Genomic DNA, 20,004 nt, shown 5'->3' on the forward strand with positions numbered 1-20,004 from the left:
CAAGCGATCAGGACTTGGCGGCGGGCTTCTTCGTGGTGGTCCTGGCCCGGGTCGTGGTCCGCTTGGGCGCGGGCGCCCGCTCCCGCCGGTCGGCCAGCAGCTCCGCCGCCCGCTCCAGCGTGATCTCCTCGACCGTGTCGCCCTTGCGCAGCGACGCGTTGGTCTCGCCGTCGGTGACGTAGGGGCCGAAGCGGCCCTCCTTCACCACCACCGGCTTCTTGGAGTTCGGGTCCTCGCCCAGCTCCCGCAGCGGCGGGGCGGCCGCGGCGCGGCCGCGTCCCCGCGGCTTCGGCTGGGCGAACAACTCCTTGGCCTGCTCGATCGTGACCGCGAGCAGGTCATCCTCCGACGCGAGCGACCGCGAGTCGGTGCCCTTCTTGATGTACGGCCCGAACTTGCCGTTCTGCGCCGTCACCTCCTCGCCGTCGATCCGGCCCACCACACGCGGCAGCTGGAGCAGCATCAGCGCCTGCTCCAGCGTGACCGTGTCCAGGTCCATCGTCTTGAACAGCGAGCTCGTACGCGGCTTGGGAGCGTCGGCCTTCTTCGTCCGCTTCCTGCCGTCCGCCGGGGCCGGCTCCTCGGGCAGGATCTCCGTGACGTACGGGCCGAACCGGCCGTCCTTGGCGACGATCCTCCGGCCGGTGGCCGGATCGACGCCGAGATCGCGGTCGCCGCTCGGCCGCGAGAACAGCTCCTCGGCCTTCTCCGCGGTCAGGTCGTCGGGCGCCATGTCCTCGGGGATGTTCACCCGGGCGCCGTCGCGGTCGAGGTACGGCCCGTAGCGGCCCACCCTGATCACGATGTCCGTCCCCCTGATCGGGAACGAGCTGATCTCCTTGGCGTCGATCTCCCCGAGGTCGGTGACCATCTCCTTCAGGCCCTCGTCGCCGTCCCCCGCGCCGAAGTAGAACCGGCGCAGCTCGGGCACCCGCTCGGCGCGGTCGTTGGCGATGTCGTCGAGGACCTTCTCCATCTCGGCCGTGAAGTCGTAGTCGACCAGGTTGCCGAAGTGCTGCTCCAGCAGGTTGACCACGGCGAACGCGAGGAACGACGGCACCAGGGCGGTGCCCTTCTTGAACACGTAGCCCCGGTCCAGGATCGTTCCGATGATCGACGCGTACGTCGACGGGCGGCCGATCTCCCGGTCCTCCAGCTCCTTGACCAGCGACGCCTCGGTGTACCGCGCGGGCGGCTTGGTCGAGTGCCCGAGCGCGGTCAACTCGGCCGCGGTGAGCCGGTCGCCCTCGCTCAGCGTGGGCAGGCGCTTCTCCGAGTCGTCCCGGTCGGTCGCGGGGTCGTCGGCGCCCTCGACGTACGCCCTCAGGAAGCCGTGGAAGGTGATCGTCCGGCCGGTGGCGCTGAACTCGACCTCCACCGCGTCCTCGGCCGTCCCAGCGGAGCCTGCCGCGCCGGACGTGCCGGCGACCTTGACCGACACCGACTCGCCGACCGCGTCCTTCATCTGGGAGGCGACCGTACGCTGCCAGATCAGCTCGTAGAGCCGGAACGTGTCCCCGGAGAGCCCGGTCTCGCCCGGCGTGCGGAACTCCTCCCCCGACGGCCGGATCGCCTCGTGCGCCTCCTGGGCGTTCTTGACCTTGCTCGTGTAGGCGCGCGGCTTGTCCGGCACGTACGCCGCGCCGTACAGCTTGATCGCCTGGCTGCGGGCGGCGGCGACGGCGGTCTCCGACAGCGTGACGCTGTCGGTACGCATGTAGGTGATGAAGCCGTTCTCGTAGAGCCGCTGGGCCACCTGCATCGTGTACTTCGCGGAGAAGCCCAGCTTGCGGCTCGCCTCCTGCTGCAGGGTGGTCGTCCGGAACGGCGCATACGGCTTGCGCGTGTACGGCTTGCGCTCCACCGAACGCACGGCGTACAAGGCGCCGGCGAGCCGTCCGGCGAGGGCGGTCGCGGCGGCCTCGTCGAGGTGCAGGATGTCGGGGCTCTTGAGCCGCCCGGTGGAGGCGAAGTCGCGGCCCTGGGCCACGCGCCTGCCGTTCACCCCGGTCAGCGTGGCGGAGAACGTCCGGGCGTCGTCCCCGGCCCGGCCGGTGTCGAACAGCGCCTGGAGGTCCCAGTAGCCGGCCGCGGTGAACGCCAGGCGCTCCCGCTCGCGCTCCACTACCAGCCGGGTCGCGACCGACTGCACGCGCCCGGCCGACAACCGCGGCTTGACCTTCTTCCACAGGACGGGGCTGACCTCGTAGCCGTACAGGCGGTCGAGGATGCGCCGGGTCTCCTGGGCGTCGACCAGGCGGAGGTCGAGGTCGCGGGGGTTGGACACCGCGTCCCGGATCGCGTGCGGGGTGATCTCGTGGAACACCATGCGGTGCACCGGAATCTTGGGCTTCAGCACCTCGCGCAGGTGCCAGGCGATGGCCTCGCCCTCCCGGTCCTCGTCGGTGGCGAGGTAGAGCTCGTCGGCCTCCTTGAGAAGCTGCTTGAGCTTGGAGACCTGTGCCTTCTTGTCGGGGTTGACGACATAGAGTGGCTCGAACTCGTGGTCGACGTTCACCCCGAGGCGGGCCCAGGCCTCGCTCTTGTACTTCTCCGGGATGTCGTCGGCCTTCTCCGGGAGATCACGGATGTGGCCGATGCTCGACTCGACGATGTAGCCGCGCCCGAGGTACCCGGCGATCGTCTTCGCCTTCGCGGGCGATTCCACGATCACCAGGCGGGTTCCGCCGGCGTTGCCGTTGTTGGCTGGCACGCTGCTTCCTACCTCGCTGTCCGCTGTCGTTCCCCGTATTTCCGGGCATTTCCGGGTGTTTCGGGTGTTTCCGGGTTTCATGCGCCCCGGCTCACTGACACCCTCGCCGCCCGGGGCGGGGGAGCCTACCCCCTCCGGGCGCCGTGGAGGCACCGCTTTGAAGGTACCTGCCGCCGCACGTTCCTCCCCCTCGGGCTACCCGGTTCTGTCCGGGAATGTAACTCGTCTGGCGCTGTTATCCACGAGGACGCAGAATAGAGCCCATCGAGTTCCCTAGCACGCCCCGGAGACCAATGGCTGTGCTCGACTACTCCTATCTGGACCTGTACCTGCCGCGCGGCACCCCTCGGGAGGTGGCGCGACAGATGCTGACGGAGCATGCCGAGCACGGAGACTGGGAACTGGAGCGGCTGCGCCTCTATCCCGACGGCAGCAGGCGCGTCCGGCTGCGTCGGAAGATCATACGGGCCGCTCGGACGATGTGAGCCGCCGAGGCGGCGACGCCACGGTCAAAAAGAGCTTTGCCCGCCCCGGGCCGCGCCCCCGGAACGGGCAAAGCGTCGATGCCCTCCTCCACTGGCTGGGAGGCGGCGTCCTGGTGGCCCGCGCCGGGCCCGTACGACGAGCGGCTGGTTCGCCGCCGTCGCACTCGGCGCGAGCGTGATATCCCTCGCGTCCTCAGCCGGGCGCGTGGTTGTTCACGCGCCCGGCCGTCCGGCTACCTGCGGCCGAAGCGGAAGCGGCGGGTGACGGCGAACAGGCTCGCCGAGGCGGCGAACATGGCGCCGAGGACCAGCGCGGCGAACGAGCCGGCGTTCATGCCGGTCAGACCGACGGGCTGCTCCGCGCTCATGAGGCCGAGCTTGCCCAGCGGGAGCACCTCGGTGGTCCTGCCGAGGTCGCCGGTGGGCAGGTTCCGCGTGGTGTCGGCCACGGGAAGCGAGGCGGTGGCGTCGTCCAGCGTCCGCTTGGCGGGCAGCGTGCGGGCCGTGTCGTCGAGCGAGCCCGCGGCCGGCAGCGAGCCGGTGGCCTTGGACACGACGGCGGCGGGGTTGCCGACGGGGGCCACGCCCTTCCCGGCCCTGCTTGCCGGGACGGGCGGGGCGGCCGGCAGACTCGGCGCCTCCGGGAGGCCGAGCATGTTCGGCAGGTTGCCGATGACCGGTCCCGAGGGCGCGGCGGGGGCGCTCATCGGCTGCATGGCGTGCGCGCCCGACAGCACCGGCACGCCGGGTGTGGCGGGCATCATGGCGCCACGCGCGGCGCTGTGCTGCGGGTGCGGCCGGAAGCCGTGGCCCCAGCCGCCCACCCTGGCCCCGCCCAGGCAGCCCGCGGCGGCGTCGCCCAGCACGGCGACGGAGTTGCCGCAGACGTTGATCGGCGCGGTGATCGGCGCGACCACCTGGTTGCCCGCGAGGATTCCGTGGCGGCCGGAGGTGACGTTGCCGCCCGCACCGGCGCCGCCGCCGAGGACCGCGGCGCCGCCCCGGCAGCCCGCGTGGGCCTTGCCGAGGACGGCGACGGAGTTGCCGCAGACATTGACCGGCGCGGTGACCGGCGCGACCACCTGGTTGCCGCCCAGGATCGAGGAACGGCCGGAGGTGACGTTGCCGCCGGCAGCCCAGCGGCCGCCGTGCCCGCCGCCGATCACGCTCGCGCCACCGCGGCAGCCCGCGAAGGCGTCGCCGATGACCGCGACGGCGTTGCCGCAGACGTTGACCGGCACGGTGACCGGCGCGACCACCTGGTTGCCGCCGCCGACGCTGTGCGACCCGCTGGTGACGTTGCCGCCCGCGCCGCCGGACCATCCGCCGTGGCCCCCGTGACCGTGACCGCCGTGGCCCGGGGTGGACCCGCCGTGGCAGCTGCCCGAGCCGTTGCCGCACACCTCGACCGGTGCGGTGATGGGCGCGACCACCTGGGTGCCCCCGCCCACGGAGTAGCGCCCGTCGGTGTCGTGACCACCCGATCCGGGACGGGGCCGGTGGTGGTCCCCGTGACCGTGGTGGCCGTACCCGCCGTGACCGCCGGGGCCGCCCACGGACGAACCGCCGCGGCAGCCCGAGAACGCGTCACCCAGCACGGCGACGGAGTTGCCGCACAGGTTGATCGGCGCGGTGATCGGCGCGACCACCTGGTTGCCGCCGAGGATCGAGGAACGGCCGCTGGTGCGGTTGCCGCCGGCCCGGACGGCCGGACGGGCGCCACCCACGTAGGCGCCGCCGCGGCACCCCGCCGTGGCGTCGCCGAAGATGGCGACGGCGTTGCCGCACAGGTTGATCGGCGCGGTGATCGGGGCGACCACCTGGTTGCCGCCGCCGACGCTGTGCGCGCCGCTGGTGACGTTGCCGCCCGCGCCGCCACGACGACCCGAGCCCTTGACGGCCGCACCGCCGCGGCAGCCCGCGTCGGCCTCGCCGAGGACGGCGACCGCGTTGCCGCAGACGTCGATCGGGGCGGTGATCGGAGCGACCACCTGGTTGCCGCCGAGGATGCTCCCCGCACCGGAGGTGCGGTTCCGCCCGGCTCCCTGGCCCGCGCCCTGCACGGCCGCGCCGCCCAGGGACGAGCCGTGGGACTCTCCCACGACCGCCACCGCGTTGCCGCTGATGTCGATCGGCAGGGTCACCGGGATGTCGACCTGGTTGCCGCCGAGGACCGAGTGGCTGCCGTCGGTGTCGGCGAAAGCCGTACCACTGCCAAGGGCCATGACGCCGACGGCGAGAAACGCCGCCGAGGCCGAGCCCTTCGCCCACGTTCGCATAATGAATGCTCCTAGTGGTTCTTCATAGGGGGTTACCTGACAGCTCGCGACTTCTGTCCACGCCGAATGAGCACAGCGGAGCAGTGGACGATCACGAGGATGGGAGATTCCGCGTCACCCGCGCGGGAGCCTGCCGCCTGGGCACCACAGGTCAGGGCAGACGATGGCACCGGTCGCCGTACTGGAGACGGACCGGCGCGAAGGCGGGATCAGTCAGGAGAGAAAGACGGGTCGTCCGCCGCTGTGCGGACCACCGGGGGGACAACCGCCGCCAGTGGGGCGGGCAGGGTGGTGAGACGCGGCTCGAACACAGGCCGCGCGACATCCCCGAACAGGATGCTTCCACCGCTTGTCTGCGGGACCAGGCCCTGGTCTGCGGGCGCGTGGTCCGCGGTGGACGGCGGAGGGAGCATGGGCTTCGACTGGCTGGTGAGCCCGTCGACCGTGCGCCCCGCCATCGCCTCGGCGTTCACCGAGGTGTCGTCAGCCGCCGTGGGGAAACCGTCGGCACTCTTCCCATGAGACCTCGCCGCACCCGCCGCACCCGGTGAGGGCGGCAGGCCGAGGTCCGGACCGGAGAGACGGTCGGGAAGAACCGACCCGGCGACGTCAGGTGAGGGTGCGGCCCCGGCGGCGGAGGTCGCCGTACCGAAGACGCCGAGAAGCACACCGAGCAGCCATGCGGCGGCGATCAGCCCGCCGACGACCAGAAGGCGGCCCGAACGGGAGCCGGCCGCGAACCGCGCCATCCGGCTCCGCTCGTGGCGGCCGGGAGACGTGACGAGCACGCCGCGAACGGCGAAGGGCGAAGACGCCCCCCACTGCTCCTGCGACGTGCTCGTCACGCGACCTCCCCATACCGCTGAGCCGACATCCGGCCGACTCGACCCGGAGCGGATCAACCCTCAACGGAGAGTTACTGTAGCGGCACGGCACGTGATCGCAACAGCTTTCTCAGCAGTATTCGAGGAAACGGTCAAGGACCCGGACGCCAAACTGGAGCGAATCCACCGGAACCCGCTCGTCGATGCCATGGAACATCCCGGAGAAGTCCAAGTCCTCGGGAAGCCGCAGCGGCGCGAAGCCGTACCCGCTGATCCCGAGGCGGCTGAACGCCTTGAGGTCGGTGCCACCGCTCAGCGTGTACGGCACGACCCGCGAACCGGGGTCCTCCTCGTGCAGCGCGTCGGCCATCGCCTTGACGAGCGGGCCCTTGAAGGGTGTCTCGACCGCGACGTCGTGGTAGACGAACTCCCGCGTCACGTTGGGCCCGAGCAGCTCGTCGACGGTCTGGAAGAACTCGTCCTCGTAGCCGGGCAGGAACCTGCCGTCCACGTGCGCGGTCGCGGCCTGGGGGATGACGTTCGCCTTGTAGCCGGCCTGGAGCATGGTCGGGTTGGCCGTGTTCTGGAGCGTCGCGCCGATCATGCGGGCGAGCGGGCCGAGCGTGGCCACCGCCGCCTCCGCGTCCTCGGCCCTGACCTCCGTGCCGAAGACCTCCTCGAAGAACGCCTGCACGGTCGGCGTGAGCCGCACCGGCCACTTGTGGCGGCCGATCCGGCCGACCGCCTCGGCGAGCTCGGTCACGGCGTTGTCGCCGTTGAGCATCGAGCCGTGCCCGGCCCTTCCCTTGGCGGTCAGGCGCATCCAGGCGATGCCCTTCTCCGCCGCCTCGATCAGGTACAGCCGCCCCTTGGCCGTGGTCACGCTGAAGCCGCCGACCTCGCCGACGGCCTCGGTGCAGCCCTCGAACAGCTCCGGGCGCCTGTCGGCCAGCCACTGGGCGCCGTAGTGGCCGCCGGCCTCCTCGTCCGCGGTGAAGACGAGGACGACGTCCCTCGGCGGCCTGCGCCCCTCCCTCAGCCGCCGCCGTACGACGGCGAGGATCATCGCGTCCATGTCCTTCATGTCCACGGCCCCGCGGCCCCAGACGCAGCCGTCGGCGACCTCGCCGCTGAGCGGGTGGTGCGTCCAGTCGGCGGCGTCGAACGGCACGACGTCCAGATGACCGTGCAGGAGGAGGGCGTCCCGGCCCGGGTCGGCGCCCTCCACCCGGGCGACCACGTTCGCCCGGCCCTTGTCGGACTCCAGGATCCGCGGTTCCAGGCCGACCTCCGCCAGCTTTCCGGCCACGTACTCCGCGGCCTCGCGTTCCCCGGGGCCCGCGTTGTCCCCCGCGTTCACCGAGTCGATCCGGATCAGGTCGCGGCACAGCTCGACGACCTCGTCCTCCCCGTTGCGTGGGGTCATTGCGCCTCCTCCTACCGGACGGGAGCCCCAGGGGCCGGACCCGCCCGTCTGTCGCGTCGTACGGCTCGCGCCTCCATCCTGCCGCCGTACGGGTGTCTCCTTCACCCCCGGGCCGCCGCAGGCCGTACGCAGGGGGCCGATTCCCGGTATGAAGCAGGGCGGAGAGAGTGCTAACCTGAGTCAGCCGACGCGGGATGACGATCCCGCGGGAGGCACCACGTCCGGGTGGCGGAATAGGCAGACGCGCTAGCTTGAGGTGCTAGTGCCCAGTGATGGGCATGGGGGTTCAAGTCCCCCCTCGGACACAAACCTTCTGCACATGTGGGGGCCAGGGACAACCTGAGCCTCCACAAGTCGTTTCTGGGGCCGGTACGTCGATCGCGTGGGGACGGCATCCGGGGACGCTCAGTGAATGTGCCCTTGTGTGAATCGCTGTGCATTACGCTCTGCTCCCCGTCATGGTCTTATCCGGAAGACACCGCACGGCTACCCTGCGTCATATGGAGCGTCAGCCCAACGCCCGGCTCGCCGACGTCGTCGACCAGGCCGGTGTCTCCCACCTCGGCCTGGCCAGCCGTATCGGCCAGGTCGCCAAGGAATGGCGCGTGCCCGTACGGCCTTCGCATACGCAGATCGCACGGTGGATCGAAGGCCAGAAGCCGCGAGGCGTCACCGCTGCTCTGATCGCTGAAGCGCTCAGCCGCAAGCTCGGTCGCCGGGTCACCCTGGCGGACATCGGGCTGGAGGGCACCACTGTCTCACCCGAGATCGGGCTCAACTTCTCTGATGTCCCCGCCGATCTCGTCGACACGTTGGCTCAGTTGGTCACCGCTGACGCACAGCGACGAGAATTCCTGCGAAGCACGGTGGATGTAGGGGCCCTCACCCAGGCGGCCTTCGGATGGCTGCTGTCCAGTCCGGCCCAGCCTCCGGATGGCTCAGCGGGTCGCAGGGTGGGGATGAGCGACGTCGAAGCGATCCGCTCCACCACGGCCATGTTCGCCGATCTGGACAACCGTTTCGGTGGCGCACACGCTCGCTCGGCCGCCCTTCAATACCTGCTGGACCAGATCGTCCCGCTGCTGAACGGCACGTACTCCTCGGCCGTCGGGCGGTCGCTGTTCAGCGCGGTTGCCGAGTTCTGCCTGTCTGTGGCCTGGATGGCCTACGACAGCGGCTGGCACGGTCTCGCCCGCCGCTACTTCCTGCAGGCGCTTTCTCTGGCCCATCACGCGGACGACAGGATGCTCGGCGCCAGTGTGCTGTCGGCGATGTCCCATCAGGCCACTTACCTCGGGGAATACCGCGAGGCCCTCCATCTCGCTCGCGCTGCGCAGCAAGATCTGAAAGGCCGAGCTCCCGCACTGCTCAGAGCGCAGTTCGCCGCGATGGAAGCCCGCGCCGCCGCCAACCTCCCCGACGGAGCCGCAGAGTGCCTCAAGGCTCTCGATACCGCCGCGCGCGCGTTCAACGAGCACAGACCCGGCGAGGAGCCAGAGTGGATCGCGTACTTCGACGAGTCCGAGCTGGCGGACGAGCACGCACACTGCTTCCGGGACCTGGGTGACGCCAGGGAGTCATACCGCCAGGCCACCCACTGCTTGTCAGTTGCCGAGGCCAGTCCGGCCGCAGGAGGCTACGCACGCAGCCGGATCTTCTCGCGGATCGTGCTCGCCACCAGCCTCGTCGATCAGGGTGATGTGGAGCAGGCATGCAACATCGCCGTACGGGTCCTGCCCCGGATCCAAGAAACGGCGTCGATCCGCTGTACTACGTACCTTCGTGACCTGCACAGCCGCATGAGTTCGCACAGCGACCATCCATCGGTCATCGACTTCACTGAACAGGCCCGGCCCGTGCTGCAAGGACGTCGGCTCCGTCCAAGTCAGTGAGGGTGCCAGTGGCGCTGCCTGTCCGGCTCCCTCAGGTCGGCGATCCTGCGGCGCACCTCAGCGGCGGTCTCCTCGCTGTCGCCGGCCTTCTGTGCCAGCCAGCAGGTCATGCGCAGTTCTCGGACCGCGCGTAGCACCTGGTAGCGAGGCAGTCGCGTCACGTCGAATCCGTACACCTCGCAGAACCGCTCGTACTCGGCGTCGGTGTGCCACCCCAGATCCCGGTAGACCGCCGTGATCGCCAGATCCCACTCGGGTGGCCCCCAGCACAGCCCTTCCAGGTCGAACAGCACCACCTCACCGGAGGATGTCTTAAGCACGTTGCCGATGTTGGCGTCACCGTGGATCACCGCTCGCGACAGCTCGTACGTCACATCGGCAAGCTCCTCGCGCAGAGTACGCATCAGCGTCCGCAACGTCAGGCGATCAGCTGCCGTCAGCGCAGGTGCGGACTCTATTTGCTCACCCAGTCGCTCGAACGGCTCCAGCTCGGGCAACGTGAGCTCGGGTAGAGGCCGGAGGGCGTGTAGGCGTCGCAACACCACGGCGAGGTCAGCAGGGACAGTCCAGTCGCCCTCCACCGCGTGCCACAGAGACACCACCATTCCGGCTGCGATGCACGGTTGCTCGCCCTCCAAGGGCCGAGTAACCGTGAGCCCTTCAGCCGTCAGCCACCGAGCGACCTCAACCTCACGGCGAGACGAATCCAGCCGATCAATGCTCCTGGCAACGCGGGCGATGATGCGCCCCTCGGCCAGCCGCAACACGGCGCGATCCCCGATACGCACAATTTCCGGATCCTGATCGCCAACGCCAGCCCACCGCGCAGCCTCACGTGCAGCCTCGAGAGCGATATCAGCGAACACCAGGGGCTGACGCATCAAGTGCTTTCCTTCGCTCGGCCTTCACGCGCCGGCCATCGATTCACCGCACCCCTCGACTGAGGCGGCCGGCCAAGTCGAGGTGAGCGACACCGGCCTGCTCGATGACGTTGGCGAGTCCGAGCGTTGGACTGACGGCCCATACGCCGCAGCGTAGTTGGGGCTCCATCCCTGCAGTAAGGGCACGGTGACGAGCAAATCGGAATGCACAGTGGTTTGCACAGATGCAGAGCCGTTGAGCGCTCCCGGACGCCGTTCCCGAGCGGTTGGCTATCGGTCATGGACAGCATGCACAGCAGCTCGCTACTGGACGAGAACGGCGAGGCGCCGCTCCTGCTGTCCTCGCGGCAGGCTCCCCCGGCCCGTCGCCATCCGCACCCCCGACCTGACGGGAGCAGAGCCTGCCCCCGGCTGACACGCGCATCCGGAGATCGTCTATGTCAACATCCCACCCCCGTCCAGGAGAACCACATGACATACCTGACCGCCTCGAGACCACCGAGTCGTGAAGAGTCCGCCGCTCGGCAGGTGGACGCCCACCTCGCGGCCACGCACAACATCCGTGGTGGGCAGATCCGCACGTACCGAGGGGTCGCGCTGCTCCACCTCGGCGACGTGTCCGTCTGGTTCCGTGCGGGGAAGATCTCCTGGAGCACTGGAGAGCTCGGCACGGACGCCGAGCCGAAGACGGCCGCCTTGCTCCTGCACGAGACCGCACAGGCGGCCGCCAAGATCGCCCAACGCTACCGGGAACTCCGTGGGCACGTCGGCCTTCCCGCGGTACGGATCGGGTGACCGTGTCGCTGCTATGGCTTGTGCTGTGCCTCAAGGGCATCTGGCCACCTCGGGCGGGTGCCACCACGACCCTGAGGTTCCGACGGGTGGGGGCCGATGGCCAGCCGCAGGAATACCGGCTGAGCATCGCCGATACCGGCGCACGCGAACGATGGACACAGGGCGACCACGTACTCTATGACGAAGCCGCCTTCATGGACGACCTCCCGACGCAGTGGTGTGACCTGCGCGTGCAGGAGCTGACCAGCACTGGCTGGGAGTTCACCGGCGTGAACGTCGACATCGCGTCGATACCCAGCCGAGCACCGACGGGCCGGATCGCCACCTCATAGCCCTCGGCGGCGTGGTCGAGTGCCCCTCGCCCACAGGGGCAGCCCCCAACTCCCGCACCGTCGAGCATCCGGCCCGGCCCAGGACGTACCCCATGCAACCGCCTGGGCCGGGCCGCTGACGACGCGTCGTCGGCTCGTACTGGCACTCCGCAAGACCGGCTGTCGTCCCGCAATCAGCGCACTCCAATGGGAACTCGGCCTGGAACACGCACTGTCCAGCCCCCGCATGTTCACCGAATGCGCCGAGGTCTTCAATGACTACGCCCAGCACGTCGGCGACGGCTCAACCAGGAACTTGTGGACCGGCCAGTGCTGGTCACTCCGTGATCGACCGCAGCATCGAGACGGCCAGAGCTTCCACTGCTATCTGAACTGAGTTCTCGAGTGAACCGAGCAGGGGTCCCGGCAAGGTCCCCGATCCCAGACCGGCACGAGCCACCACCACAGACAGTGCCTCGCGGTGCTTGTCCGTCAGACCTGTCTGGGTGCCGTGATAGCAAAGTACGTCGCGTGCGGCGTATCCGTCGCTTGCCTCGATGGCTTCTGTGGCGACTTGGGCGAGGACGTGGTCAGCCGCGTTCGGATCGATGACGCTGGCGAGGGTGGCCACGGCCAGCCCGAGCCGGGCCCGGAAGACCGCGTAGCCCGGCATCGGTGTATGCCTGGCGAAGCCGTCGATCATCGCCCTGATGCCCTGGCCCGCTGATCTGCTGTCCGGGTCCGCGCACATCACGCTCAGACAGGCGGCGACCAGGTGCTCCCACGGTTGGGTCAGCGTGCTGGCGTCCAGGACCCCGCGGGCCGCCGGCAGTTCGCCACGCAAGCGGTGGGCGATGATCAGGACCTGTCGCCCCTCCATGAGATGCAGGCCGATTCCCTTGTGGGCCGTGGCGTGGGCGACCGCGTCGTCCCAGCGTCCGGCGAGCGTCAGTGCGCGGATCCCGTCCGCGAGATATTGCAGCCAGACCCACTCGCGGAGTTTGTGGTGCTCCCTCCGGGTGCCGACGAGGTTGGCCAGCGGCAGCGTACGGCCGTCGACGGATAGATCGGCCCCTGCGGTGACGGCCTGGTGTAAGGCCTCAAGCGACCGTAGGGCCTGCTGTCCGGCGTCGGCGCGGATCTGGAGCCGGGCGAGGTTGATGACGGGTTCGAGCATGTACCTGGCCTGGAGCACGGTGAGAGGTGCTCCGGCCGTGCGGTAGACGTCGATGTGCTGCCAGCACAGGTCGCGAGCGTGATCGGCCATTCCGCAGTCGCTGGCCAGCAGCGCGGCCTTGCTCAGAGCGTGCGTGGCCTCGGCTATGCCGTCGGGGCCCTGGCGCTCGGCGGTGCGAGCGATCTCGGCTATTTCTGTGACCCGTTCAGGAAGGGCCGGGCAGGCGGGCCGGGGGCGGCCGAGGAGCGGGAAGCGGCGCACGGCGGGTGTCAGCGTCGTGGTGTCCATGGTCAGCTCCGAGGCAGGAGGGCTGTGCTTGCCGCACGGGCGAGGATCGCCTGGGTGGTGGCCGACAGGCCTAACCGGTTCCAGTGGAAGATCAGGACATGGGTGAGGATGGCGCGCAGCCCACGGTCGAGCCTGCCCTGTGCCGCCGCCTCGCCGAGTCGGCGGCCGGCCGCCGTGAATGCCGCCAGCCAGGGTGCGGCGAACGAGGCGGGTCCGTCGGGTGCGAACAGCGGGCTGCCCGGCTGGGCGGGTACGGCCAGCAGGGTGCGCGCATTCCCTGCCAGTGCGTCGATGCGCTCGGCATCGGTGTCGGGCGGCGCGGGGCGCAGGTGGGCGACCCGGTCGAAGACGTCGCCGCGTTCGAATCCGTCCAGCCCCGCCGCGCGCAGGAGAGCGTTGATCAGCAGTAGGGACAGCTCGCGGCGGCCGAGGCCCGGGGCGTCGTGACGCGCGTAATCGAGGACGCCGCGGCTGTCGGCGCAGAACAGCTCGTGAACGGCGTGCATCCCGGTGCTTCCACCGAAGGCGGTGGTCTCCGGCTCGTGTACGGACGGCCACCATCGGGAGAGCACCCTGGCCGCGGTCAGCTCGTCGAGTATCTGGTCCACCGTTGCGGTGTCTGCTGTGCGTAGACGCAGCCGCCAGCATGGGTGCTTGCGCAGGAACCACCAGCCGGTCGCTGCTCCGTTGGCTTCGAGCTGGTCCAGGCGGGGGCCGAGCCAGGTGGCGGCGACCACCTCTGCGGTGTTCCAGTCGGGGAACTGGACGCGCACCTGATACCACTGCTTTTCCGCGTGCTGTTCCAGCGCTGCGAGCCCGGCGGCTTGATACGCCTGCAGGGCGTCGTGAAGGTCTGCGAGCTCGATGCCGGTGTCGGCAGCGGTGGTCTCAAGGTCGACTCCGGTGAGCACGGCAAGCACGGCGGAGGCGACCTGGTGCGGCGACGCTGGGCCGCAGGTGGAGGTCAGGTGATCAGTAGGCATGCGTCCCATCCCGAGCGTGGTGGCGTGGATCGCCGCATGGTCTCCAGTGCCAGGCTCACCCCGGTGCCTCCGGTCAGCAGTCCGCTCTCGTCTGTCTTGCCGATCCAGGCGGCGGCGTGCCGGTTCAGCGCGTCGGCCACCGCGGGGAGCCGCTGTGCGATTGCGGGGTTGTGTGCGTCGAGGGCGGCGCGGTAGGCGGTCTGATACACCCCGGCCATTCCGTGGCACAGTCCCGCCTCGGTGATCCGGTCGAGCTGCCGGTCGGTCAGGCACGCGGCCAAGGCGTCCTCTGCGGCCGTGCGCCGTCGGGAATCTCCGGTGGCGATTCCCGCGAGCTGCAGGGCGCGGGTGATCCCGGCCGCGCCGTAGCACCAGGAGGGCCGGGCCGGATCGTCGCAGGCCAGGCGGCCGGTTCGCAGTTCCTCGCGGCTGATCCACTGCGGCCACCAAGGCCCTTCCGGTGAGTCCTGCCGCCATCGGTCGAACCAGGCGCACAGGTCCTCGATCGCCTCACGCTGACCGTCGATCAGGCAGCCATGTGAGGCGGCCAGTGCCAGCAGCGCGAGCAGTCCCGCCGCGCCGTGCGCGATCCCGAAGTTGGCGTGCCCGCCGGGTGTCGGAAGGATCGGATCCGGGTCGTGCGCCACCCACCACCCCGGCAACTCGATCCCGTCGTCACGGCGCGGCCGCGTCAGGCGGATCAGGTAGCGCAGGATGTCGGCGAGTGCGTCGCTGCCGGGAATGCGACGCAGCAGCAGCGCACCGATGCCGGTCAGCCCGTAGAACAGGTCGTACTCGCCGAACGTGGCGGTCTCACTGTGCTCCATCCGGGCCGCCGCCAGGGCCAGACGCCGGCGGGTCAGCCGTAGCACGGATGCGTCCAAGGCCGTGGCGGCCGAGCGGTAGCGCGAGCTACCGCCGAATTCGGCGGCGTGCAGCAAGAAACCGATGGCCGGTGCCCCGTAGTACAACCCGGCGTGAGCGCCGGCGTCGATCGGCCCGGCCACCGCCTGCCGGATGTGGGCATGTGCGATCCCCCAGTCCGCCGAGCCGGACAGGGCTTTCTCGATGTGAAGGAGCGCGGTCCCTGCCGTGCCGGTGGCCAGGGACTGGCGGGTGGCTTCCTCAACGGTGAGCGTCACCGTACCGGTGCTCACAGGGCACCTGCCGTGGCCAGGCGGCGTAGCGCCGCCGCGCGGGCGAGGCGGCCGGTCGTCTTCTCGAAGGCAGGGTCGACTCCGAGGGCCCGTACATGGTGCTCGTGCAGTAGAGCGGGAAGCACCGTGACGGGATCGCGCTGCCCGGCGAGGGCTCGATGGTAGGCCGCCAGGGCGGTATCCCGGGCTCGCCATGCGGCGGCCACCACCTCGCCGCCCGGCAGGGCGCGCAGAGCGTGGAAGTCACCGGCAGGGTCGGCCAGGTGCAGTGCGTGGTCGCGGAGCGTCCGATCCAGTGCCCCGGTTTCCTGTGCCACGCATCGGATCAGCGCCCGGCATCCGGACTCCGGGTCGGGGACGAACGATGCGGCCAGTCGCGTCATCGACGCCGCGGCCAGAGCTTGGGCAGGGAGCCCGGTGGCCGCGGCCATCGTGAGCTGCGCGATGGCCGCCTTGGTGTCGGCGGCGAACATCTGCTCGGCGGCCGTCAGCGCGGGGCCTTCGCCGTACCGGGCGGGATGCTCAGGGTAGGAGGCCAGCGTGAGCTGCGCGGGCAGACCACGGTCGTGGAGACCGCCGGCGAAGGCCGCGAGGCGTTCCGCGACGGGCCCGTACAGTTCGACGGCGGCGAGGCGCACGAACACGGCGAGATGCTGATCGGCGTCGAGCCGGATCAGATCGCGATGCCGTCGGACCCACCAGCGCTCGACCATGTCGGCGAGGCCGTCGACGAAGGCGGGCAGGTGCCTGATCAGGATCTCGTCGAACCGCGCGGGGTTGCCGATCAGCTGCGCGTGCATCATGGCCGAGCCGCCCGGCCGGAGGACGGCACCCGGCTGCGCGGTCACCGGGAGCCGGCGCGGCGGCGGGGTGATCGCGGTCATCGGGATCAGCAGCTCAGCCGGTCGGCCGATCCATCCCTGGTCCTCCGGCGCGCTGTCCTCATGCAGTTCGATCCGTCCGGATCGCTCCAGCCGCATCCGCAACAGGGTGCGGTCCAGTCGCTGGTCCAGGTCGAGCGGCAGGCGCAGCTCCCCCTCGCAGAGGACGACCCGCACCGGTACCCGCCACCGTTGCCGCCAGGACCCAAGCGCCGCATTCGATTCATCGCCTCCCGCGGTGCTCGGCAGGTCGTCCAGGGTGAGGATCCAACGAGCAGGAGCCAGCACCGAGCGGCGGTAGCGGACGCGCGGCGTGTAGGGCAGGGTGCGGGCGGCTCCGAAATCAAAGGGTCCGAATACCGCGCTGCGCGCGTCGGCGACCTCGGCGAGGAACCGTGCCAGTGGCGGGCTCTGGATGGAGGTGTCCAGCGCGTGCGGTATCCGAGGAACCACTCGCCGGCCGGTGGAGCGCTGAACCAGGTACATCTGCTCGGCGTCGGCGGTGACGGCCAGGTCATCGATACTGATCGCACTGGCGTCAGGATGTTCCGACAGGGACAGAACGTCGGGGGTGAGTCGCGGGACGCGTACCACGTTCTCGTTGTGCGGGCGGCGAGGCGGAAACGACAGCTGCACCGCCACCGAGTGCTGGCCTGCTTCGTCGTCGCCGTGCTGGTCGGCAGTGGTGAAGGTCGCGGTGAGCCGTGCGCGGTCGGTGTCGCCGAGCAGGTACGCGAAGCGTCCGGCCATGCTGGTGTGCGAACGGGGCGTGGCGGTGACCCGCAACTCGAACTCGCCGCGGTCGATCGCCTCGGTTGAGCCGGCGTGCAGCGTGACGCCGAGCTCGACGCGCTGCGGCGGCACGATGTCGGCGTGCTCGCCCACGGTCAGCGCCTGGATGTCGGCATCGGTCAGCTCGATCTCCTCGGCTTGGTCCAGGACGGCCTGCTGGATGAGCGCCAGCAGGGCGGCATCGCGCTGGGTCAGCGTCCGCCAGGCGGGCCGGGCGCGCGGCGCGCCGAGGTAGCCGCCGGGGTATCCGAGCCCGGAGTCGGCGACCAGTTCCCGCACCGGGACCAGGGCGCCGGGACCATACCGAGCGCGGAACCGCTGGTGATAGTCCATCCAGGCCGCGGAACCGAAAGGTCGCGTGGTCAGGCGCAGCAGCAGGCTGGCGGCGAGCGCGGCCTCCTCGAGTACAGGCTCGGGAACGGTGATCTGGCCGTCAAGCCGTACGTCGGCGGCCAGCACAGGCCCGGTCCCTGACGCGAGCGCGGTCATCTGTGCGGCCATCGAGGCGCGGATCCCCGCAGCCCGCCGCGGGTCGGTCTCGCTGTTGTGGCGGGCGAGGTGCTCGTGGATCTCCTCAAGGTTGCGCAGCAGCGCCGCGATCTCGGGAAGCTGGTATCCGTCCACCGCGTGGAGTGCGCCGATCAGATGGGCTAACCCGTCGACGGCTGTCATCGGCGGACGCAGACCGGTGATCAGGATGCCCTGATCGACCAGACTGTTCAGCAGCGCGTATATCGTCTCGGGCGCGGCTGCCGGGAAGCGGGCTCTCAGCTGGGCGGCCAGCGCCCCGAACCGGATCGGCGAGGCAGCCTCGGCCAGCGCGAACCGCACCGGCTGGCTGTGCCGTACGGATATCTCCCGCAGCGGGCCTGGAGTCCGAGCGCCCAGTGCCGCCCGGGCGGCCACGATGAACCGCCCGTCGCGCACGATCCCGGTGTTGTCGGCCACCACGGTCAGCTGGGAGCGCAGCTCCGGATGCCGTTCGAGCCGGTCGATCAGCATGGTGAGCCATTCGGCGTCCGCGCGTACCAGCGCGCGATGCCCGGTACCGATCTTTGCCACGGCGGGCCCGAGGCTGGCCGTGGTCACCCCGGCGAACAGCCCGAACGGGGTGGCGCGCCGCTGCCAGCGCAGCAGGTAGGAGGCAATAGACACGATCGCGCGGCGCAGCTGCCCTGTGGCGGCCAGGCCGGCGTCCCGGCCGAGGAGGTATTCGATGCGCGCGGCGAGGACGGGGTTGGCCAGGCGTAGCGCCTCACGTACGTCGTCGCGGGACCACACCTTCTCCAGCCAGTCCTTGCCTTCCTGTTCGGTCGCGGCCGGGTCGGATGCGTCCAGGTGCGCCGGTACGTCCAGGTCACCTGGGTCGGTCGTCGCGCGAATCATCACCAGGCCGTGGTGCCGGTATCGCGGGGGAATGCTCACGTGATCCCCCTCCTCGGGGGTGAGAAATGTGTCGTCGGCGTCCAGGGCGGGCATGGACGCCGACGACACAGGGCTGGACTGGTTCAGGCCGGGTCGTTGGAGCTGGTGGAGCACGCGCTGGTGCTGCAGCTGTTGCCGCAGCCGTCGCTGGTGTCGCACATCATGATCACGAGCGGGGTGGTGGCCTCCACCACGCGCATGTCCAGTTCGAACTCCTCGTCGGTGACGTCCGCCGTGCTCAGGGCTTCAGGGGCGTCGAGGGTCAGCGATGGAGCCATCGGATCACTCTCCTCACAGTGGATGGGTTGGGTGTGGTGCACCTGGCCCGGCGGGCCGCGTGGGCTTAGCCCGTCGCGGGCCAGGAGATCGTGACCAGGCCGTGGGTCTTGGGGAAGACCGCCGCGCCTGGGGAAAGGCGGGTGCGGTCGCTGCCGGTCGGCCAGAAGGCGAACGTTGGGGCCGGGCCACCGCGGGCGCGGCGATCCCATGCCTGGGTCTGCTCGACCAGGGCGGTCGCGGCTTCCGCACCGTGTGCTCCGTAGGCACGGGCCCCGAACTCCACGCCCGCGCCCTCCAAGGCCCGGCGCACCGCGAGGTAGGCGAAGGAGTCACCGCGCACGACCCCGAAGGGGAACCATGTGCCGCGCTCGTTGGCCAGGTCGGTGCCCTCGTCCACGGCGAGCTTGCAGAAGCCCGGGAGGAAGCCGGCGAGCCACAGGTGCAGGTCGGTGAACGACACCCCGTGCCTGACCGTGACGCCGGACCATGCCTCGGTCCGCTCGGTCGCCAGCACCCCGTCCAGCAGGCTCGGATTCTCCGGTGCCCCGTCGTCGAACCGCAGCTTGACGGCGCGGCCGTGGGCGTCAGGGAGCAGGAAGACCCGCTCGGCGTGCTCGCCTTGGCCCTGCATCGCGACGAACCCACACACCTCGGCCGAGGTGCTCACCAGGTGGTCCGCCTCGCGGCGGAAGGCGATCGAGCGGGTGATGCCGTTCATACGCAGCGGCACGACGAGGGTCCCGTCGCTGGCCAGCTGTTCCAGCCAGGCCAGTGGGATGTCCCACGCGCCGACTGTCACGATGATCGCGTCGAACGGAGCGGCCTCGGGCACTCCGTGCTCGGCGTCGCCCAACACGACCGTGACCGCGTTGCCGTACCCCGCCGCCTCCAGCAGAGCGCGGGCGCGCTCTGTCACCTCCGGGTCGATGTCCATGCTGATCACGCGGCCGGCCGGTCCAACGACCTCGGCCAACAGCGCGGCGTTATAGCCGCCGGACCCGATTTCCAGCACGCTCATGCCGGGGCCGAGTCGCGCCTGCTCGATCATCCGGGCCTGGATGAACGGCGCGCTGACCGAGGAGATGATCACACCGTGTTCGTCGGTCTTGGTCGCCACCGAGTCGTCGGCGTTGTAGGCGACCTCCAACGGTGTGCCCGGGGGTGCGAACTCGTGCCGTGGCACCGTACGGAAGGCTCGTTCCACGACCTCAGAGGTGATCATGCCGTCGGTGCGAAGCTTGTCCGTTAAAGCGTTGCGGATCTTTACCGCCCGATCGGCCTCTTCCGACATGTCAACCTTCTCGGCCATACGGCGCCCCCTGCCTTTTATCTGGTGATTCTTGCTTGATTGGCTGATTTGTTAGTCAATTTCGTCCGGTGTGCCGGTTATGTCCGGCGGCGTGAACGAATACGCGC

The 20,004-nt window shown here is 70.1% G+C and carries 15 protein-coding genes and 1 tRNA gene; 5 read left to right on the forward strand and 11 right to left on the reverse strand.

Annotation, left to right across the window (positions count from 1 at the left end):
• Positions 1–7 precede the first annotated feature (7 nt).
• Entirely contained in the window at positions 8–2,713 is a 2,706-nt protein-coding gene (topA, locus tag OG344_RS07420; protein WP_405087554.1) for a type I DNA topoisomerase, read from the reverse strand.
• A gap of 293 nt (positions 2,714–3,006) precedes the next feature.
• Between topA and OG344_RS07425 the strand changes: the two genes are divergently transcribed.
• Complete coding sequence (locus OG344_RS07425; RefSeq protein WP_220499497.1) at positions 3,007–3,198, forward strand: DUF5703 family protein; 192 nt, start codon at positions 3,007–3,009, stop codon at positions 3,196–3,198.
• A 233-nt stretch (positions 3,199–3,431) separates the two neighbouring features.
• Here OG344_RS07425 and OG344_RS07430 read toward each other — a convergent pair whose 3' ends face one another.
• The 3 genes from OG344_RS07430 to OG344_RS07440 form a co-directional block, all read right to left on the reverse strand.
• Positions 3,432–5,477, reverse strand: coding sequence for a chaplin family protein (locus OG344_RS07430; RefSeq protein ID WP_405087556.1), 2,046 nt, complete (start codon positions 5,475–5,477; stop codon positions 3,432–3,434).
• 209 nt (positions 5,478–5,686) lie between these two features.
• The gene (locus OG344_RS07435) at positions 5,687–6,322 is read right to left on the reverse strand and encodes a hypothetical protein (RefSeq protein ID WP_405087557.1); all 636 of its coding nucleotides are present in this window, start codon (positions 6,320–6,322) and stop codon (positions 5,687–5,689) included.
• A 109-nt stretch (positions 6,323–6,431) separates the two neighbouring features.
• Positions 6,432–7,727 carry a M20/M25/M40 family metallo-hydrolase gene (locus OG344_RS07440; protein WP_405087558.1) on the reverse strand — a complete coding sequence of 432 codons (1,296 nt, stop codon included), beginning with the start codon at positions 7,725–7,727 and terminating at the stop codon, positions 6,432–6,434.
• A 219-nt stretch (positions 7,728–7,946) separates the two neighbouring features.
• Between OG344_RS07440 and OG344_RS07445 the strand changes: the two genes are divergently transcribed.
• A tRNA-Leu gene (locus OG344_RS07445) sits at positions 7,947–8,032 on the forward strand.
• A gap of 195 nt (positions 8,033–8,227) precedes the next feature.
• Complete coding sequence (locus OG344_RS07450) at positions 8,228–9,619, forward strand: hypothetical protein (RefSeq protein ID WP_405087559.1); 1,392 nt, start codon at positions 8,228–8,230, stop codon at positions 9,617–9,619.
• Here OG344_RS07450 and OG344_RS07455 read toward each other — a convergent pair.
• On the reverse strand, positions 9,613–10,500 hold the full coding sequence (locus tag OG344_RS07455) for a phosphotransferase family protein (protein WP_405087560.1): 888 nt from the start codon (positions 10,498–10,500) through the stop codon (positions 9,613–9,615). The genes OG344_RS07450 and OG344_RS07455 overlap by 7 nt on opposite strands.
• A gap of 471 nt (positions 10,501–10,971) precedes the next feature.
• Here OG344_RS07455 and OG344_RS07460 point away from each other — a divergent pair, with 471 nt between their 5' ends.
• Both OG344_RS07460 and OG344_RS07465 read left to right on the forward strand, forming a co-directional pair.
• A complete protein-coding gene (locus OG344_RS07460) occupies positions 10,972–11,295 on the forward strand; it encodes a hypothetical protein (RefSeq protein WP_405087561.1) in 324 nt (107 codons plus the stop codon).
• Entirely contained in the window at positions 11,292–11,627 is a 336-nt protein-coding gene (locus OG344_RS07465) for a hypothetical protein (RefSeq protein WP_405087562.1), read from the forward strand. The genes OG344_RS07460 and OG344_RS07465 overlap by 4 nt, the downstream gene beginning before the upstream one ends.
• 316 nt (positions 11,628–11,943) lie before the next feature.
• Here OG344_RS07465 and OG344_RS07470 read toward each other — a convergent pair whose 3' ends face one another.
• From OG344_RS07470 to fxlM, 6 genes are all read right to left on the reverse strand, one after another.
• Positions 11,944–13,071, reverse strand: coding sequence for a hypothetical protein (locus OG344_RS07470; RefSeq protein ID WP_405087563.1), 1,128 nt, complete (start codon positions 13,069–13,071; stop codon positions 11,944–11,946).
• Positions 13,072–13,073: 2 nt separating this feature from the next.
• Positions 13,074–14,054, reverse strand: a complete 981-nt coding sequence (locus tag OG344_RS07475) for a thiopeptide-type bacteriocin biosynthesis protein (protein ID WP_405087564.1) — start codon at positions 14,052–14,054, stop codon at positions 13,074–13,076.
• The gene (locus OG344_RS07480) at positions 14,036–15,211 is read right to left on the reverse strand and encodes a lanthionine synthetase C family protein (protein WP_405087565.1); all 1,176 of its coding nucleotides are present in this window, start codon (positions 15,209–15,211) and stop codon (positions 14,036–14,038) included. The genes OG344_RS07475 and OG344_RS07480 overlap by 19 nt, the downstream gene beginning before the upstream one ends.
• Positions 15,208–18,309: a lantibiotic dehydratase gene (locus OG344_RS07485; RefSeq protein WP_405087566.1), complete on the reverse strand. Its 3,102-nt coding sequence runs from the start codon at positions 18,307–18,309 to the stop codon at positions 15,208–15,210. Before OG344_RS07485 ends, OG344_RS07480 begins: the two co-directional genes overlap by 4 nt.
• A gap of 83 nt (positions 18,310–18,392) precedes the next feature.
• The gene (locus OG344_RS07490; protein ID WP_405087567.1) at positions 18,393–18,587 is read right to left on the reverse strand and encodes an FxLD family lanthipeptide; all 195 of its coding nucleotides are present in this window, start codon (positions 18,585–18,587) and stop codon (positions 18,393–18,395) included.
• 65 nt (positions 18,588–18,652) lie between these two features.
• The gene (gene fxlM / locus OG344_RS07495) at positions 18,653–19,897 is read right to left on the reverse strand and encodes a methyltransferase, FxLD system (protein WP_405087568.1); all 1,245 of its coding nucleotides are present in this window, start codon (positions 19,895–19,897) and stop codon (positions 18,653–18,655) included.
• Positions 19,898–20,004 lie beyond the last annotated feature (107 nt).

The sequence above is a fragment of the Microbispora sp. NBC_01389 genome (assembly GCF_045040095.1).
Taxonomy (GTDB): Bacteria; Actinomycetota; Actinomycetes; order Streptosporangiales; family Streptosporangiaceae; genus Microbispora.

Excerpts from the sequence above, each read along its gene's own strand:
- OG344_RS07425 (WP_220499497.1), top strand. The coding sequence starts at position 3,007 with ATGGCTGTGCTCGACTACTCCTATCTGGACCTGTACCTGCCGCGCGGC.
- OG344_RS07430 (WP_405087556.1), bottom strand. The coding sequence starts at position 5,477 with ATGCGAACGTGGGCGAAGGGCTCGGCCTCGGCGGCGTTTCTCGCCGTC.
- OG344_RS07440 (WP_405087558.1), bottom strand. The coding sequence starts at position 7,727 with ATGACCCCACGCAACGGGGAGGACGAGGTCGTCGAGCTGTGCCGCGAC.
- OG344_RS07450 (WP_405087559.1), top strand. The coding sequence starts at position 8,228 with ATGGAGCGTCAGCCCAACGCCCGGCTCGCCGACGTCGTCGACCAGGCC.
- OG344_RS07455 (WP_405087560.1), bottom strand. The coding sequence starts at position 10,500 with ATGCGTCAGCCCCTGGTGTTCGCTGATATCGCTCTCGAGGCTGCACGT.
- OG344_RS07460 (WP_405087561.1), top strand. The coding sequence starts at position 10,972 with ATGACATACCTGACCGCCTCGAGACCACCGAGTCGTGAAGAGTCCGCC.
- OG344_RS07470 (WP_405087563.1), bottom strand. The coding sequence starts at position 13,071 with ATGGACACCACGACGCTGACACCCGCCGTGCGCCGCTTCCCGCTCCTC.
- OG344_RS07475 (WP_405087564.1), bottom strand. The coding sequence starts at position 14,054 with ATGCCTACTGATCACCTGACCTCCACCTGCGGCCCAGCGTCGCCGCAC.
- OG344_RS07490 (WP_405087567.1), bottom strand. The coding sequence starts at position 18,587 with ATGGCTCCATCGCTGACCCTCGACGCCCCTGAAGCCCTGAGCACGGCG.
- fxlM (WP_405087568.1), bottom strand. The coding sequence starts at position 19,897 with ATGGCCGAGAAGGTTGACATGTCGGAAGAGGCCGATCGGGCGGTAAAG.